The organism is Saccharopolyspora sp. NPDC049357 (assembly GCF_040677225.1).
In the GTDB taxonomy this organism is placed as follows: Bacteria; Actinomycetota; Actinomycetes; order Mycobacteriales; family Pseudonocardiaceae; genus Saccharopolyspora.
Genome location: NZ_JBFAQJ010000049.1, coordinates 1 through 17,457, shown reverse-complemented (window position 1 = coordinate 17,457; position 17,457 = coordinate 1). Strand labels below are relative to the sequence as shown.

The 17,457-nt window shown below is 70.1% G+C and carries 15 protein-coding genes; 12 read left to right on the top strand and 3 right to left on the bottom strand.

From position 1 onward, the window contains the following. Positions 1-5 precede the first annotated feature (5 nt). Positions 6-809, top strand: a complete 804-nt coding sequence (locus tag AB0J91_RS28740) for a siderophore-interacting protein (RefSeq protein WP_363874990.1) — start codon at positions 6-8, stop codon at positions 807-809. Positions 810-817: 8 nt separating this feature from the next. Here the strand turns inward: AB0J91_RS28740 and AB0J91_RS28735 are convergent, their stop codons facing one another. Next, a complete protein-coding gene (locus AB0J91_RS28735; RefSeq protein ID WP_363788279.1) occupies positions 818-1,306 on the bottom strand; it encodes a MarR family transcriptional regulator in 489 nt (162 codons plus the stop codon). Positions 1,307-1,624: 318 nt separating this feature from the next. On the opposite strand from AB0J91_RS28735, the gene AB0J91_RS28730 reads away from it, so the two are divergent. The 6 genes from AB0J91_RS28730 (at position 1,625) to AB0J91_RS28705 (ending at position 9,301) form a co-directional block, all read left to right on the top strand. Next, positions 1,625-2,899, top strand: coding sequence for a NupC/NupG family nucleoside CNT transporter (locus AB0J91_RS28730; RefSeq protein ID WP_363874987.1), 1,275 nt, complete (start codon positions 1,625-1,627; stop codon positions 2,897-2,899). Positions 2,900-3,214: 315 nt separating this feature from the next. Beyond that, complete coding sequence (locus AB0J91_RS28725) at positions 3,215-4,741, top strand: AMP-binding protein (protein WP_363874984.1); 1,527 nt, start codon at positions 3,215-3,217, stop codon at positions 4,739-4,741. A 21-nt stretch (positions 4,742-4,762) separates the two neighbouring features. After that, a complete protein-coding gene (locus tag AB0J91_RS28720) occupies positions 4,763-5,521 on the top strand; it encodes an SDR family NAD(P)-dependent oxidoreductase (protein ID WP_363874981.1) in 759 nt (252 codons plus the stop codon). Between the two features lie 84 nt (positions 5,522-5,605). Further along, positions 5,606-7,600 carry a neutral/alkaline ceramidase gene (locus tag AB0J91_RS28715; RefSeq protein ID WP_363874978.1) on the top strand — a complete coding sequence of 665 codons (1,995 nt, stop codon included), beginning with the start codon at positions 5,606-5,608 and terminating at the stop codon, positions 7,598-7,600. A 147-nt stretch (positions 7,601-7,747) separates the two neighbouring features. Further along, the gene (locus AB0J91_RS28710) at positions 7,748-8,494 is read left to right on the top strand and encodes a hypothetical protein (protein WP_363874975.1); all 747 of its coding nucleotides are present in this window, start codon (positions 7,748-7,750) and stop codon (positions 8,492-8,494) included. Positions 8,495-8,605: 111 nt separating this feature from the next. Then, a complete protein-coding gene (locus tag AB0J91_RS28705; protein ID WP_363874972.1) occupies positions 8,606-9,301 on the top strand; it encodes a DUF899 family protein in 696 nt (231 codons plus the stop codon). A 1-nt stretch (position 9,302) separates the two neighbouring features. On the opposite strand, the gene AB0J91_RS28700 is transcribed toward AB0J91_RS28705, so the two are convergent. Both AB0J91_RS28700 and AB0J91_RS28695 read right to left on the bottom strand, forming a co-directional pair. Then, entirely contained in the window at positions 9,303-9,737 is a 435-nt protein-coding gene (locus AB0J91_RS28700) for a DoxX family protein (protein WP_363874969.1), read from the bottom strand. A gap of 292 nt (positions 9,738-10,029) precedes the next feature. Beyond that, positions 10,030-10,152 carry a hypothetical protein gene (locus AB0J91_RS28695; protein ID WP_363874966.1) on the bottom strand — a complete coding sequence of 41 codons (123 nt, stop codon included), beginning with the start codon at positions 10,150-10,152 and terminating at the stop codon, positions 10,030-10,032. A gap of 180 nt (positions 10,153-10,332) precedes the next feature. On the opposite strand from AB0J91_RS28695, the gene AB0J91_RS28690 reads away from it, so the two are divergent. The 5 genes from AB0J91_RS28690 to AB0J91_RS28670 form a co-directional block, all read left to right on the top strand. Further along, a complete protein-coding gene (locus tag AB0J91_RS28690; protein WP_363874963.1) occupies positions 10,333-13,410 on the top strand; it encodes an amidohydrolase family protein in 3,078 nt (1,025 codons plus the stop codon). Positions 13,411-13,576: 166 nt separating this feature from the next. Beyond that, entirely contained in the window at positions 13,577-14,401 is an 825-nt protein-coding gene (locus AB0J91_RS28685; protein WP_363874960.1) for an SAM-dependent methyltransferase, read from the top strand. An 83-nt stretch (positions 14,402-14,484) separates the two neighbouring features. Beyond that, a complete protein-coding gene (locus AB0J91_RS28680) occupies positions 14,485-15,579 on the top strand; it encodes a hypothetical protein (protein ID WP_363874957.1) in 1,095 nt (364 codons plus the stop codon). Beyond that, a complete protein-coding gene (locus AB0J91_RS28675) occupies positions 15,579-16,940 on the top strand; it encodes a hypothetical protein (protein WP_363874954.1) in 1,362 nt (453 codons plus the stop codon). Before AB0J91_RS28680 ends, AB0J91_RS28675 begins: the two co-directional genes overlap by 1 nt. A gap of 63 nt (positions 16,941-17,003) precedes the next feature. After that, positions 17,004-17,457, top strand: a 454-nt coding sequence (locus tag AB0J91_RS28670) for a transaldolase family protein (protein WP_363875053.1), incomplete at its 3' end; no start/stop codon positions are given.

The following is a 17,457-nucleotide window of genomic DNA, read 5'->3' as shown; positions in this document are numbered from 1 at the left end:
TTCGAGTGGCGACCTACCTGACCGTGACCGGTGCCGAGATGGTGACTCCCCGGGTGCGGCGACTGTGGTTCCGCAGTGATGACCTGTCGGCCTTCGCCGAGAGCGTGCACACCGACCGCTACGTCAAGCTGGTGTTCCCCAAGGCGGGCGTGACCTATCCGGAGCCGCTGGACGTCAAGGCCATGCGCGGCACGTTCCCGGCCGAGGACATGCCCGTGGTGCGCACCTTCACCGCGATGTTCCCGGACGTCGAGAGCGGCACCATGGCCATCGACTTCGTCATGCACGGCGACCTGGGGGTGGCCGGTCCGTGGGCGGCGAAGGCCGAGCCGGGCGACAGGTTGATCCTCAACGGACCGGGTGGAGCCTACAAGCCGGACCCGGAAGCGGACTGGCACCTGCTCGCCGGTGATGAGTCCGCGCTGCCCGCGATCACCGCCGCGCTGGCCGGCATGCCCGCCGACGCCGTGGTGCGCGTGGTCATGCTCGTCGACTCGCCCGCCGAGGCGCCGAACCTGGCGCTGCCCCCGGCCGGCGAGGCCATGTTCATCTACCGCTCGGACGTCGGTGAGGACGGCGCGCTGGAGAAGGCGGTGCGCGAGCTGGAGTGGCTGCCGGGCCGCGTGCACGCCTTCGTGCACGGCGAGGCCCAGGAGGTCATGCGCCGCGTCCGCCCGTACCTGTTCCGCGAGCGCGGCGTGGCGCGCGACCAGGCGTCGATCTCCGGTTACTGGCGGCACGGCCGCACCGAGGAGGCGTTCCGCGAGTGGAAGGCCGAGTTCAACAAGGCCGAGGCCGCGGCCCGCTGAGGCCGTGATCAGGCGGCGTTGGCGTCGCGCAGCGTGCGCATCGCTGCTGCGAGGCTCTGCGACTGCTGTTCGCCGAGCGGCTTGAGGATGCGGTTGCGCAGGATCTCGGCGCAGACCTTGCGCGCTTCCTCAGCGACCTCCAGGCCGTGATCGGTGAGCACCGCGTAGATGACGCGACGGTCTTCGGCCGAGGGTTCGCGGCGGATCAAGTCGGCCTTGGCCATCCGGTCGGCGACCTTGGTGAAGCCACCGCTGCTCAGCGCGGCCTCCACGGCGAGCCGGGTCATCGGCAGCCGGTGGCCGGGGGAGCGCAGCAGCCTGATCAGGATGTCGAACGAGCCCGGGGCGAGGTCCACGCGCTGGATGATCTCGTTCATCAGCAGGCTGTGGGTGGTGTGGTAGCCCTCGATGACCAGGCCCCACCAGGTGACGGTCTCGTCATCGCTGGGCAGATCGACCTCGTGGGCCACGGCTTCCGTTCCCTTCCGCGGACTCATCGCGCTCTCCGTTCTCGCCGACGTGGTGACGGCTCCGAAGTACAATCTTACACGCAATCATCTTGAGCGAAAGATATCTCGCGAGGGGTCTCGTCGCCGAGCGTGGTGGCGAGGTTCAGCCGCCGTCTCCACGGCGTTGTCATCGGATCTTCGGCGGCGAGCCGGTGTGCACTGTGGAGTGATCACCTTGTCCTGACCTGCCGTTAGCGGAGTCACAAACTCGCCACCCGGGTGCGTGCCCGCGGTCCTGCGTGCGAGCATCCCTCGGACCCAACAGCGTCGCGACAGCCGCGGCGGTTCGAGGAAAGGCTGGATCCAGTGCAGGTCTTGTGGGGCATCGGCGGCATGGTCGTCGTACTGCTGCTGGCGTTGGCGCTGTCGACCAACCGGCGCGCGATCAACCTCCGCACGGTGCTCGGCGCGCTGGCGATCCAGATCGTCTTCGCCGTCGTGGTGCTGCGCTGGCCGCTGGGGCAGCAGGTGCTCGCGGCCGTCGCGGCCGGGGTCACCAAGGTCATCGAGTCCTCGAAGGAGGGCATCGACTTCCTGGTCGGGCCGATCATGCCCACCGAGGGCACGGTCGTGGCCTTCCAGGTGCTACCGATCATCATCTTCGTGTCCTCGCTGACCGCGGTGCTCTACCACCTGCACATCCTGCAGTGGGTGGTGCGCATCATCGGTGGTGCTCTGCAGAAGGCGCTGGGCACCACGCGGGCGGAATCGCTGAACGCGACCGGCAACATCTTCCTCGGCCAGACCGAAGCGCCGCTGCTGGTGCGCCCCTACCTGGCGAGCATGAACAGGTCCGAGTTCTTCGCGGTCATGGTCGGCGGTCTGGCCACCGTGGCCGGCACCGTCATGGTCGGCTACGCCATGCTCGGCGCGAAGCTGGAGAACCTCATCGCCGCCAGCTTCATGGCCGCTCCCGCCGGTCTGCTCATGGCCAAGCTCATCATGCCGGCGCCCAAGGACGAGCCGAGCTCCGATGACGCCCAGGTGTCCGAGGACGACGACGCGGCCGAGGCCGAGGAGTCCAAGAACCTCGCCTTCGGCACCGCCGCGCCCGCGCTGGAGGAGAAGCCGCGCAACGTCATCGACGCCGCGGCCAGCGGCGCCTCCGACGGCCTCAAGCTGGCGCTCAACGTCGGCGCCATGCTCTTCGCCTTCGTCTCGCTGATCGCGTTGCTCAACCTCATCGTCGGTGCCCTCGGCGGGCTGTTCGGCCTGCCGGACCTGACCCTGCAGCAGATCCTCGGCTACGTGTTCTCACCGCTGATGTGGGTGATCGGCGTGCCGTGGCACGAAGCCGTCGCCGCAGGCGGTTTCGTCGGCGAGAAGCTGGTGATCAACGAGTTCGTGGCGTTCGGAGACTTCGGGCCGCAGGCGGGCAACTTCAGCGAGAAGACCGCCACCATCATCACCTTCGCGCTCACCGGCTTCGCCAACCTGGGTTCGTTGGCGATCCTGCTCGGCGGCCTCGGCGGTCTCGTGCCCGCCAAGCGCGACTGGATCGCCAAGGACGGGATCCGCGCGGTCCTCGCCGGCACCCTCGCCAACCTCCTGAGCGCCACGATCGCCGGAATCCTGGTCTAGGTCCCCTTCCGCGGTCGGTGCCCGATTACTGCGGTAAGCCGCCATCCGACGACGACCGTGCTCGGAAGCTGCGGTGGTGGGTGACGGATTACTGCGGTTTTCGGGTGTCTGATTACTGCGGTATTCCGTTATCCCTGTGCCCGGCGGTGCGGGTGGCGGGGCCTCCGTCCACCGCTTCTGGCCGCAGGTGGTGGTGCTCTCGCGCGTCCTTCGGGCTCCCCGAGGGCTGATGGTGTCGTGCTGATCGTGATCGACTGACCAAGCGATTGTTTGGTACGGTTCCTCCGGTGTCCGAGGTGGGGCGCGGGAGGCGTGATGCTGATCAGCGACGTGGTGGCCTTGGCCGCCGGACGAACGCCCGAAGCTCCGGCGCTGACGTTCGAGTCCACCGCCTGGACGTTCGGCGAGCTCCACGCGTCGGTCCGCCGGCTGGCGCACGGGCTGGCCGACATCGCCCGGCGCGGTGACCGGATCGCCGTGCTCACCGAGAACAACGTCGAGTACGTGCTGGCCTACTACGGCGTCCCGCTCGCGGGGATGGTGCTGCTGTCGGTGAACTACCGGCTCGCGCAGCGGGAGATCGCCGACCTGCTCGCCGACGCCGAGCCGACCGTGCTGATCACCGAGGCCAAGTACCTCGACCCGGCGCGGCACGCCGCCAACGCGGTGCCTTCGATCCGCACGGTGGTTACCGTCGACGACGTCGCGGGCACGACACCCTTCAGCGCGTTGGTCGACGGCCGGCCGGACACCGAACCCGAGCGCGTCGACGAGAACGCGCCCGCGTGGCTGATCTACACCTCCGGCACCACCGGGCGGGCCAAAGGCGCGGTCCTGACCCACCGCAACGTCGTGGCGGGCGCGGTCAACGCGGTGCTGAGCTGGCCGCGCGCGACCGAGGAACGGCCGGTGACGCTGGTGCCGTGGCCGCTGTGCCACATCGCCGGGTACAACGTGCTCGTGGCCCACCTGGCCGCCGAGAACGTCGTGCTGCTGCGCAGGTACGGCGCCGAAGGCTTCCTCGACGCCGTGCAACGCCACGGGGTCACCGGCACCACGGTCGCGCCGACGATGCTGGAGATGCTGCTGCGCCATCCCGGCATCGGCGCCTGCGACACCACCTCGATCACCCGCATCGGCTACGGTTCGGCGCCGATGCCGGTCGCCACGCTCCGCGAGACCATGACCCGCTTCCCCAACGCCGGGTTCCGCGCCGGGTTCGGCATGACCGAACTCGCCGGCAACGCCCTCGCGCACGGCCCGGAGGGTCACCGAGCGGCGGTGGCCGGACGTCCGGAACTGCTGGCCTCGGCGGGACGGTCGATGCTGCTGTCGGCGGCGCGCATCGTCGACGACGACGGCGTGGAGCTCGGCCCCGACGAGGTCGGCGAGCTGGAGATCCGCGGTGATCAGGTCTTCTCCGGGTACTGGAACCGGCCCGAGGCGACCGCGGAGGCGTTCCGCGACGGGTGGTTCCGCACCGGCGACCTCGCCCGGCGGGACGCCGAGGGCCGTTTCGCGATCGTCGACCGCCGCAAGGACATGATCCTCACCGGTGGGGAGAACGTCTACTCCCGCGAGGTCGAGGACGTGCTGCACCAGCACCCGAGCGTCTCGGCTGCCGCCGTCGTCGGTGCGCCGGACGAGCTGTGGGGCGAGCGCGTCGTCGCCGTCATCGAAGCCGACGGCGAGCCCCGCCCCACCGAACGCGAGATCCGCGAGTTCTGCGCGGCGCATCTCGCCGGCTACAAGTGCCCCCGGCAGGTGCTGGTGGTCGACGAGCTCCCGCGCAACACGGCGGGCAAGGTCCTCAAACGCGAACTCCGCGAGCGAGTTCGCTGACCTCGACGAGGAGGAGCACCAGTGGAGATCAACGGCAAGAAGGCGGTCGTGTTCGGCGGAGCCTCGGGCATGGGCCGGGCCAGCGCGGAACTGCTCGCGGCGCAGGGCGCGTCGGTGGCGATCGCCGACCTCGCCGACTCGGCGGGCGAGGACGTCGCCGCGGCGCTGGGCGGCACGTTCCACCCGGTCGACGTCACCGACTTCGCCGGTGTCGAGCACGCGCTGAACGCGGCCGTGGCCGAGCTGGGCGGGCTGCACATCACCGTGACCACGGCCGGCGGCGGCATGGCGCAGCGCACGCTGGGCAAGCAGGGGCCGCACGACCTCGACGCGTTCCGCCGGATCCTGGACCTCAACGCGGTCGGCACGTTCAACATCAGCCGCTTGGCGGCGGCGCACATGAACGACAACGAGCCCGAGGACGGTGAGCGCGGCGTCATCATCAACACCTCGTCGATCGCCGCCTTCGAGGGCCAGATCGGGCAGGTCGCCTACACCGCGGCCAAGGCCGCGATCGCCGGGATGTGCCTGACCATGGCCCGCGATCTCGGGTCGATGGGCATCCGCGTGCTGGCGATCGCGCCGAGCCTGTTCGAAACCGGGCTGGTGAAGGGAGCTCCGGAGGACGTGAAGGCCGCGCTGGTCAAGGACGCGGCGTTCCCCCGGCGCATGGGTCGCCCGGAGGAGTACGCGAAGCTGGTGCGGGCCATCGTCGACAACCCGATGCTCAACGGTCAGTGCCTGCGGCTGGACGCGGGCCAGCGCTTCGCGCCGAAGTGAGTCTTGGCAGCCCGATGTTGATCGGCGTAGCCTGCCCGCATCCATGAACGTGAACGTGGTTCACATTCACCGAGAGGCAGGCTCATGCCCGTTGCCAGGAGGCAGGTGCTGGCCACGGCCGCTGTCGCACCGTTCGCCGCCACGATGTTCGGCGTCACCCCCGCGTCCGGCCAGGAGGCCACCGGCTACCGGGTCGGGCGCGGTGTAGGCGACGTGACCGGTCCGGCCGCTGAGAACGGCATGATGGGTTACTCCATGCCGCAGCAGCAGACCGCGGGCATCCACCTGCGCACGCTGGCGCGCGCGTTCGTCGTCGACGACGGCGCGAACCGCGTGGTGTTCGTGACCGCCGAGCTGGGTGCGCTGTTCCAGTCGGTGCACCAGGAGGTGCTGCGCCGCCTCGCCGAGACCTACGGCGGTCTCTACACCGAGCAGAACGTGCTGCTCAACGCGACCCACACGCACGCGGCGTGCGGGGGCGACTCGCACTACGCCGCGTACGACCTGGCGACCCTGGGCTTCCAGGAGCAGACCTTCAACGCCGTCGTCGACGGCATCACCGAGGCGATCGGCCAGGCGCACGACGATCTGCGGCCCGGCGCTCTCGCGCTCGGGCGGGCTGAGCTCACCGACGCCAGCGTGAACCGCTCCCGCAGCGCCTTCGACATGAACCCCGCGCAGGACACCGAGCACTTCCCGCAGGCGATCGACCCGGCGGTGACGGTGCTGCGCTTCACCCAGGGCGGGCGGGACGTCGGCGCGATCACCTGGTTCGCCACCCACGGCACCTCGATGACCAACGAGAACCACCTGATCAGCTCGGACAACAAGGGATACGCGGCCTTCGCCTGGGAGCACCGCGACGCCGAGTTCGTGGCCTGCTTCGCCCAGACCAACGCCGGGGACATGTCGCCCAACCTGAACCTGGAGCCCGGCTCCGGACCGACCGACGACGAGTTCGCCAACACCCGGATCATCGGCGAACGCCAATTCCAGGCAGCGCGAGAGGCTTTCGCATCCGCGCGAGAACCGATGAGCGGGCCGGTCGACTCCGCGCTGTGCTACGTGGACCTCTCCGAGGTCACTGTGGACGGACGATTCGCCCCGGACGGCAAGACGCATCGCACCTGCACCGCGGCCATCGGGATGTCCATGCTGGCCGGCAGCACCGAGGACGGACCGGGAATCCCCATCGGCGAGGGGATCCGCAACCCGCTGCTGGACTGGCTCGGGGGAGCCGACGTTCCCGTCCCGCCGGAGCTGGCCGACGAGCAGGCGCCCAAACCCGTCGCGGTGCCCTTCGGTGCGATGCCACCGCACCCGTGGTGCCCGCAGGTGCTGCCGTTGCAGCTGATGCGCATCGGCGAGCTCCACCTGGTCGCCGGGCCCGCGGAGTTCACCATCGTCGCCGGACTGCGGATCCGCCGGAGCGTCGCCGCCGAACTCGGCGTCCCGCTGGAGAACGTGCTGATCCAGGGCTACGCCAACGCCTACAGCCAGTACGTCACCACACCCGAGGAGTACGACTCCCAGCAGTACGAGGGGGCCTCCACCCTGTTCGGCCGCTACACGCTTCCCGCCTACCAGCAGGAGTTCACCAGGCTCGCCGCGGTGATGCGCGCGGGCCGGCGGGTTCCGCTCGGGCCCCTGCCGCCCGACATGAGCGGAACGCTGCCGAACTTCCAGCCGGGCGTGGTCTTCGACGCCCCGCCGCCCGGCCGCGGCTTCGGTGACGTCCTGGCCGAGCCCGCGAGCGGTTACCACCGGGGTGAGCGCGTCACCGTCGAGTTCGTCACCGGACACCCCAAGAACGACCTGCGTCGCGGCGGTACCTACGCTGAGGTCCAGCGCCTGGTGGACGGCCGGTGGGTACCGGTGGCCGACGACCGCGACTGGTCCACCCAGTACCATTGGAAGCGCAGTGGTGTCGCGTCCTCCACGGCCACGATCACCTGGGACATCCCGGCGGAAGTGCCGACCGGCCGCTACCGGATCGTCCACAACGGAGACTGGAAAGCAGCGGGCTCGGGCGAGGTCACGCCGTTCACCGGACGGAGTCGGGACTTCCTCGTGGCGTGAATGCGAAGTTCCACCGCGCGCGTGGTCGAATCGTAATGTCCGAGCGTGGGAAATGCGGAGGCCAAAGTTCGACACGGGTGGAACTCGGGCCTCGGGTCGCGTACACGTGGGGACAGCACTTGACAAGTCCGAACCAGGAAGGTGTTCATGACCTCTTCGCCGAACGAGCCCGGCCAGAGCGGCTCCGAGAAGCAGCCCGCTGAGGAGACCGAGACCTCGGCAGTGGAGCAGCCCTCGGAGAGCTCCGCAGCCGGCCACGGCGACGCCGAGTCCGGCGCTGAGAAGTCGGGCGCCGAGCAGCCTGGTGCCGAGCAGGGCGAGCCCGATGCGGAGCAGACCGAGAAGTCTCAGCCCGCCGCCGAGACCTCCGAGGCCGCTGAGTCGTCGGAGTCCTCCGAGTCGTCCGGGTCCGCTGAGACCTCTGAGGCGTCTGCGGCCACCGAGTCCGGTGAGGAGCCCGCGAAGAAGAAGAGCAAGGTCGGCATGATCGTCGCGGTGGCGGCCTCCGTGCTCGTCATCGCGGTCGTGGCCGCCGGTGCCTTCTGGCTGTTCAGCGGTGGCTCCGCTCAGTCGACCGCCGAGGACTACGCGGCGCTGTCGACCAAGGAGACCCAGGACCCGCGCAGCGTCAAGGCCGACGACTACCGCGCGGTGGTCTGCAACAGCGCGATGCCGCAGATCGAGGAGCTGCAGAAGCAGAAGGCGGAGTTCCTCAAGGTCGCCAAGCCGCAGGACCTGGAGATGCTCAAGCAGGTCAAGACCACGGTCAAGTCGGTCCAGGAGAACGGCGACACGGGCACCGCGACCATGGAGTCCACCGTTCCCGGCCAGCAGCCGCAGGCCGCCGAGCTCAAGCTCGTCAAGGAGGACGGCGACTGGAAGCTCTGCGCCTGATCAGTTCCTTCTCGGTGCCCGGTCGTCGCTGCGACCGGGCACCGATGAGTTTCACGGGCGGTCGCGGTCTCCATTCGCGACCGTCCGTGAAACTCATCCGTGGGAGAGATCATGACCACCACGCACGCTCTGCCGCCCGTCGTGGACGCCGGCACCTGGCAGCGCGAGCTCGACGCGTTGCGCGCCCGTGAGAAGGCGGCGACCCAGGAGCTCGACGCGATCGCCGCGCAGCGCCGCCGGCTGCCGATGGTGCGGATGCCCGACTACGTCCTCGAAGGCGAAGCGGGACCGGTCTCGCTGGCCGAGATCTTCGACGGCGCGTCCCAATTGATCGTGTACAACCACATGTGGTTCCCGGGGGAGAAGTGGCAATGCCACGGCTGCACCGGGTTCACCTCGCAGTTCACCCGCCTGGAATTCCTCCGCGACTACGACGCGCGGTTCGTCATCGTCACGCAGGGGCCGATCGACGAGGCCGTGGCCTACAAGCGCCGCGTCGGCAACGCGTTCCCCTGGTACTCCACCGCGAACAGCTCCTTCGGCACCGATGTCGGCGCGCCTCCGGGAGGCGGATTCGGCATGAACGTCTTCCTGCGCGACGGCGACACCGTCTACCGCACCTGGCACACCGCGGGCAGGGGCGTCGAGCAGCTCGGGCACACCTTCGCGCTGATCGACGCGCTGCCCTACGGTCGCCGCGAAGCCTGGCAGGATTCCCCAGAGGGCTGGCCGAACGACGAAGACCCCGGAAGCCGCTGGCAGTCCTCCGAAACCGTCGCCGAGCGCTACGGTCGGCCCGACGCCTGACTCACGCCGCGGCGAGCTGCGGTGAGCGGCGCAGCGCCCGGCCGAGGGCGAGCGCCCCGGGTCCGGTGAAGGTCAGCAGAAGGAAGCACCAGGCGAACAAGGCCGCCTGCTCTCCCTGATTCTGCAGGGGGAGCAGGCCGTCGGGCTGGTGGACGATGAAGTAGGCGTAGGCCATCGAGCCGGAGGCGAGCACCGCAGCGCCGCGGTGCAGCACGCCGAGCGCGACGAGGAGCCCGCAGCCCAGCTGGATCACCGCGGCCCACCACGACGGCCAGGTTCCGAACGCCACCGTCCCTCCGCCGGTTCCCGGGGCGCCGCCGAAGATGCCGAACAGCGATGCTGCGCCGTGGCTGGCGAACAGCGCGCCGACGACGATCCGGAAGGCGCCGAGGGCGTAGGGGGCGAGGGTGGTTGCTTTCCTGTCGATACTGGACATTCACGGCTCCTCAGGTGCGAGCGGACACCTGATGAGCGTTAAGTTAGGCTAGCCTAATGTCAAGGGTGATCAAGGCGACTGTCCAGAACCGGAAGCACCTCTGACTGCGAACGGCCGACCAGGTGCGCACCAGTGGTCGCGACCTGATTCCGCTGGTCAGCGGCCCGGTGTCAGCTGGTAAACGGGAACGATTCAGTTCCGAACCTCACCCCGTGTACTTCCGGCCGATGTACTCCGCCCCGGCCAGGGTCGGCAGGCGGGCCCGGGTGTCGATGTGCCGCCACTTCTCGTATCAGGCGAACGAGCCGTAGTACCAGCGGTGCACCTTCGTCGCTTCGAGCACGTCACCGAAGGTCGCGTCGGCGAAAGCGACCGGTACGACGGCGGTTCCGGCGGCCGCGAGACGACCCGCCACGTCACCTGCACTACACGATCGAGTGCGCGGAATCCGAAGGAGGTTCACCGTTCTCGGTGGTGGGAGCAACAGGACCGTTCGGATCCCGGGTTTTCACTCGTCGGCGGATTGTGCGTGATCGGCGGTGGGCGGACGATCGATCGATTCGCGGATTTCGACGGATCTTCGGGAGTGCCGATGGTGGCGGAGAATTCACGGTTCAGGATCACCCGACGACGCGCGCTGCAGGCCGGAACCGGTGCGGCGGCGGCCTTCGCGTTCGCTCCGCAACGCGTGGCGCTGGCAGAAGGCCCCGGTGTGACGCTGCGGCAGGGCACCAACATCTGCGCCGCCCCGGCACCGGACGGACGCATCGCGTTCGACCTGGTCAACGCGATCTGGTTGCTCGAACCCGGCGGCGGTGCGGCGCGCAAGCTCACCGATGAGCTGCAGGACGCCACGCAGCCGGACTTCTCCCCGGACGGTCGCAACCTGGTGTTCCAGTCCTACCGCGATGGCAACTTCCACCTCTGGACGATGTCTGCCGACGGTTCCGGGCTGCGGCAGCTCACCGCAGGCGGGAAGGACCACCGGGAACCGAAGTTCTCGCCCGACGGAAGGGCTCTTGCGTTCGCCTCCGATCGCGCGGGCGGCTACCAGGTGTTCGTGATGGACCTCGGTTCCGGGGTGATCAGCCAGGTCACCCGGGATCGGCCGGACGTGTCGATGCCGAGCTGGTCGCCCGACGGCCGGGCTCTGGTCTACGTCGCCGGGGACACCGCGATCGAGCGCGTGGAGATCGCCTCCGGTCAGGTCACCGTGCTGGTCGACGGTGGTGACGAGGTGTCCCTGCGCGGGCCGAGTCTCGCTCCCGACGGCCGGTTGGCCCACGTCCGCCTGGCCGGTGCTCGGCGGGACCTGGTGGTCGACGGTCGGACCGCGACCGAAGGTGAGGACGTTTTCGGATTCGCGCCGCGCTGGCTCGGCACCGGCGACCTGCTCTACACCGCCGACGGCGTGCTCCGCAGGCGCGGACCTTCCGGGGAGCGCGGCGAGATCCCCTTCACCGCAACGGTTCCGGTGGTGTCCCGCCGTGACTACCCGAAGCGGCGTCCCGGGGTGCGCGGGCCGAAGGTCACCGGCATCGCGAGCCCGGTGTGCTCACGCGACGGCCCGCAGGTCGCGTTCCGCGCGCTGAACGCGCTGTGGGTGATGCCGATCGGCCAGGAGCCTCGAAAAGTGGTCGCCGACGGTTATTTCGCGTCCGATCCCGACTTCTCCCCGGACGGGCGGCAGCTGCTCTACAGCAGCGACCGCACCGGCACCGCCGACCTGTGGCTGCACGACCTGGGCACCGGATCGGATCGGCGCATCACCGACGTGGACGGTGCGGCGATCACGCCCCGGTTCTCCCCGGATGGTGAGCGGGTCGCCTACCAGGACCAGGACGGTGCCACGTGGGTCGCGGAGCTCGCCGGCGGCCAACCGCGCCAGGTGACGCCGCCGCTGTTCCAGCCCGGTCGCCCCGACTGGTCGCCTGACGGGCGAACCCTGGTGCTGGCCGCCGTCAAGCCCTACGGGACGCGGTTCCGCGAGGGGACCAGCCAGATCCTGCGGGTCGACGTGGAAACCGGTGCGCTGCACTACACCGAGGTGATGCCGTTCCGGTCGCTGGCCACGCGTGGCGACGACGGCCCGGTGTGGTCCCCGGACGGCAGGCACCTCGCGTTCGTCGTGGAGTCGGCCGCGTGGATCGTGGCCGTCGACGCGGCCGGGGCGTTCACCGGTGCGCCCCGCCAGGTCACCACCGAGCTGACCGACTCGCTGAGCTGGCGCGACGCCTACCACCTGCTGTTCCTCAACGGCGGCGAGCTGCGGTCGGTGCACATCGGCACCGGTGAGGTCTCCTCGATCCCGCTGGAACTGCGGTGGACGCCCGCGCGCAGCGGTGAGAACCAGGTGGTGCGCGTCGGTGCGCTGTGGGACGGCGCGTCCGACCGGCTGCGCCGCGACGTCGACATCGTGCTGGCGGGGGAGCGCATCGCCGCCGTGCTCCCGGCCCAGGACGGACGTGCCCGGATCGACGCGCGGGAGCTGACGGCGATCCCCGGTCTCATCGACGCCCACGTGCACTGGCACCTGCGCGGACGGCAGTGGGGCGACCGGCAGGGGCGCGCCTGGCTGGCCTACGGCGTGACGACGACCCGATCACCGGGGGATCCGGCGTACCAGATGCAGGAGACCCGCGAGGCGCTGAGCTCGGGAGACCGCGTGGGGCCGCGCTACTTCGCCACCGGCGAGGCCATCGACGGCGGGCGCATCTACTACAACTTCATGCGCCCCACGCTCAGCGAGGAGCAGTTGCGGCTGGAGATGCGGCGGGCGTCGGCGCTGGACTACGACATGGTCAAGACCTACGTGCGCATGCCGGTCCGGATGCAGCAGGCGGCGATCGCGCAGGCCCACGCGCAGGGCAGGCCGCTGAGCTCGCACTACGTCTACCCGGCGGCGCATCTGGGCATGGACGGCATGGAGCACACCGGGGCCACCAACAGGCTCGGCTACTCCCACACCTGCGACGAGCTCGGCAGGTCTTACGACGATGCCGTGGCGCTGTTCATCGCCAGCGGCATGTCCATCACGCCCACGCTGTTCACCTCGTCGGGCATGTACGCGCAGGATCGGTCGCTGATCGAGGACCGCCGGACGCGGGTGCTGTTCCCGCCGTGGGAGTACCAGCGCCTGCTCGGCGAAGCCGAGGACGCGGCCGGTCCCGACGGGGAGGTCACCCGCTTCAAGCTGGCCGGGCAGGTCGACATGCTGCTGCGCATCCAGCGCGGCGGTGGGTTCATCATCGCGGGGACGGACTCGCCGCTGGACAACATCGCGGTCTCGCTGCACATGAACCTCCGCGCGATGGTCGCGCACGGCTTCACGCCCTTCGAAGCCCTCACCACCGCGACCCGGAACCCGGCCCGTTGGCTGGGTCTTCCGGGTGAGCTCGGCGAGATCCGCCCCGGCGCCTACGCGGACCTGGCGCTGGTCGCCGGTGATCCCCTCGCCGACATCACCGCCGCAGCGTCGGTCCGCACGGTCGTCAAGGGCGGTGTCGTGCACACGACGGACGCCCTCCTGGCCCCCTTCGAATCACCGGGCGCGACGACGGCCGCCCCCATCACCGCATCGCACCGCGCCGCCCCGGAGACCGACCCCGCCTTCTGGTGGCACGAACCGGAGTGGACCCACCGGGCCTGCTGCGAGCACCCGCGCTTCGCCTGACGGGGCAGGGGGACGGTTTTGGTCCGAACTGACCGGGCGAAAGGGATATTGATCACGGACGGTTCGGACCAAAACCGCCCCCTGCTGCGAAACCCCGACCGGCGGCCGGGCCTGCGAAGGGCTCGGGGGTACCCGAGCCGCTAGACGGCTCGGTACCCTGAAAAGGTTGCGGTCGCCGGTGTGGGGAGGCGTGTTGGTGCTGCCGGAGCCGAAGGGCGTGGACGTCGATCGCCCGAACTCGGCGCGGATGTACGACTACTACCTGGGCGGGTCGACGAACTTCGCGGTCGACCGCGAAGCCGCCGAGGCCGGGCTGAAGGCGATGCCCTACGCCCGCGACTACGCGGTCGCCAACCGGGCGTTCCTGCACCGCGCGGTGGACCACCTGGTGCGGCAGGGGATCGACCAGTTCCTCGACCTGGGCTCGGGGATCCCCACCGTCGGCAACGTGCACGAGATCGCGCACCAGCACAACCCGCAGGCCCGCATCGCCTACGTCGACCACGAACCGGTCGCGGTCGCGCACGCGCGAGCGCTGCTCGGCGAGAACCCGATGGTGTCCATGGACGAGGCCGACATCCGCGAACCGGAGTCGGTGCTGCACGCCAACGGCGTCGCCAAGATCGACTTCGGGCGGCCGGTGGCGGTGCTGGCGGTCGCGATCCTGCCGTTCGTGCCCGACCAGGACGAGGCCACCGCGCTCACCGCAGCCTACCGGGACGCCTGCGCTCCGGGGAGCTACCTGGCCGCCACGCACATCTCGCAGATCGCCGCCACCGATGAGCAGGTCGTCGCGGCCGAAGAGGTCATGGCCCGGACGCCGACCCCGGTGCGGTGGCGTCCGCCGGAGGAGATCGCCGAGCTGTTCCACGGCTACGAACTCATCCCGCCGGGCCTGGTGCCCACGCCCTCGTGGCACCCGGACCTGCCTCCCACCGAGGACGACATCGCCCGCGCCAACGCCTACGCCGCCGTCGGCCGCCTGGTTTAAACGCCTGCACCACCCGGGGATTCTTCGGGCACGGCCTCCGCGTTGCGGGGGCACCCCGTGCAGCAGAACAGGGTGATGTAGCCGTGGAGACGGGAACCCTCCAGCACGTCTACGAACGGCCCGGTCCCTTCGTGACCGCCTACCTGGACACCTCGGCGGACGCGGAGGACGCCGACAAGGCGATCGAGCTGCGGTGGCGAGCGATCCGCGAGCGGTTGCAGCAGCAGGGAGCGGACGAGGCCACCGTCCAAGCGATCGCCGATCACGTGCGCGAACACCACGCGCAAACCGGTCAGCGGGGGCAGGTGCTCGTCGGCGAAGGCGCCGAGGTGGTGCTGCAGGACGAACTGCCCGAGCCGCCCACCGATCTGCCGACCGAGGACCAGGCCTACGTCGGCCCGGTCCCGCACCTGTTGCCCTACCTGCGGCGCTGTCTGACGCGGGTGCCGTTCCTGGCGGCCGACGTCGATCACACCGGCGCAGACTTGACGGTGGTCTCGGGATCCGGGGAGACGACGCGGGTCCGCATCGACGGCGAAACGCATCCGGTGCACAAGACCCACGCGGGCGAGCAGGAGAACCAGCAGCGGTTCCACATGGCCGTCGAGGAGCGCTGGAAGCGCAACGCCGAGGCGGTGGCCGGTCAGATCACCGAACGCGCGGGCAAGATGGGCGTGCAGGCCATCGTGCTCACCGGTGAGGACCAGCAACGCGCCATGGTGCACTCGCTGCTGGGCGATCACCAGGGTCTGGTGATCGAACCGGCTTCCCGGCAGGAGTCGGCCGATGAGCTGCGGCACGAGGTGACCCGCACCGTGCACGACGCGGAGGTCGCCGAGGTGGTCGAGGAGTTCCAGCGCGAGAGCGGCCGAGGCGAACGCGCGGTGGAGGGCTGGCAGGAGACCGTGGAGGCCCTGCGCCGCGGGCAGGTCCGCACGCTGCTGTGGACCGCCGACGACCACGCGGGCGACCTGCACATCGGTGCCGGTGCTACCGAGCTGGCCGCGGACGAACGCGCGCTCAAGGACACCGGGAGCGAGATCATCGGTGACGCGCCCGCCAGCGCGGCCGTCGTGCGCGCCCTGGCCGGGACCGGTGCTGACCTGGTGATCACCGAACCCGACGCCATCGACCTCACCGGCGGCATCGGCGCGGTGCTGCGGTACCGGGCGCCGTGATGCGGCCGAGTCGCGCGGTCGCCTCGTTCGACTCGTCGACCGGCATGCTGCGCGCGCTGTCGCACTGCCTGGCCGGGCAGGATGCGCCCGCGCTGGGTGCGGCTCCGCGCGCGGCGGTGCCGGTGATCTCGGCGCTGCTGGGCGGGGTGAACCGGCTGCCGAGGTCGCTGGCCGACCAGGTGTACGCGGTCAGCGGCGTCGGCGAGGCGGTCCCGCCCGGCAGGCTCGCCGACATCGACGCCGACGACCTCGCCGAGTGGATCGTCGACCACTACCCGCGTCGCAGATATCCGGTGGTGTTCATCGGCTCCTCCAACGGCGCGCTCATGCACCTGGCCGCCGCGCTGGACGCGCCGTGGCTGCCGCAGACGCTGCTGATCCCGGTCCGGCGCAGTGGGGTGGACCGCGACGACCCGGCGGCCGAGCTGGAGGCCGGGCGGCATCCGGGACGCGAGCTGTTGCGCATGAACCCGGAACTCGTGCTGCACCACATGCACGATCCGAACCAGGACCGGCTGATGATCGCCGGCATGTCCTACTTCCGGGTCAAGTGGCGGCGGCTGCCGGTGGCCTACCGCCGGTTCATCCGCGAGCACCTGGCTCCGGACGGCGTCGTGGTCACCTCGGAGTGCACGCTGGACTGGCCGGTGACCAGGGTTGATGAGCGGCACGTGTTCCAGTTCGGCGCGCTCGGCGGAGCCGACGAGCAGGAGTACTTCACCGGTGGGCCTCGGGTGCGGGAGTTCCTGCGCAGCTACGGCTCCGAGCACGGCTCCTGGAACCCGCCGCAGCCCGACGAGCGACGGCCGGAGGCGGAGTGGGGTTTCGAGCCGGAACTCCTCGATGACCTGGACGCGCTGGGTTTTCCCGTGCGCAGACTGCGATTCGGCCACCCGGAGGACCTGAGCCCGGCGGTGGCCGAGCTGCACCGCGACTGGTACGCCGCGCACGGCATGCCCGTCGACCGCTTGCTGGTGGAGACGTTCCTGCTGCTGGAACCGCATTGGGCGCTGCGCACGGGTTCGGTGCCGTTCTGGTTGACGTTCAACGCGGGGCGTTCGCCGGAAACCCTGCGCGAGCACCTGGACGCGGTGTCCTACGACGAGATCCGGATGATGCTGTTCTCGCACGGCACCGAGTCGATCGGGCTCGCCCCGATCGAGACCTGGCAGCACCTCGTCGGTCGTGCCCGCCGGTTCGGCACGCTGCTGGGAGCCGATCCGGCCGCCTACCCGAGGGACTTCGCGGGCCTGGTCCGCGCGCACCGCGCGCTCACCCGCGTCCCTCCGCGCGACGAACTGCCGAAGATGTTGTTCCACGAAGCGGAATCGCTGCTCCGGGGGCCGAACGTGCGCCTGTGAGCACGCATGGTGCGAGGGGTGAGCGGGTAGGCCGTGGGGAGCCCGAGTGGGATTGGAGGACGCCTGGTGGCGAACGCGAACCTGAAGGCGTTGACCGACGTCGGCGTGTCGATCTGGCTGGACGACCTGTCGCGCCACCGGACCTCGTCCGGTGGCTTCGACGAGCTCATCGAGGACTACGGTCTGGTGGGCGCGACCAGCAATCCGACGATCTTCGCCAACGCGCTGTCGAAGGAGCCCGAGTACGACCGGCAATTCGACGAGCTCGCCAAGGCGGGCGTGACCACGGACCGGGCCGCCCGCATCATCACCACCGATGACGTGCGGGATGCTGCGGACATCTTCCGCAAGGTCTACGAGTCCACCGGTGGTGTGGACGGTCGGGTGTCGCTGGAGGTCGATCCGCGGCTGGCGCACGACAGCGACAAGACGGTCGCCGAGGCGATCGATCTGTGGAAGGCCGTGGACCGGCCGAACCTGATGGTCAAGATCCCGGCCACGGTGGCGGGTCTGCCGG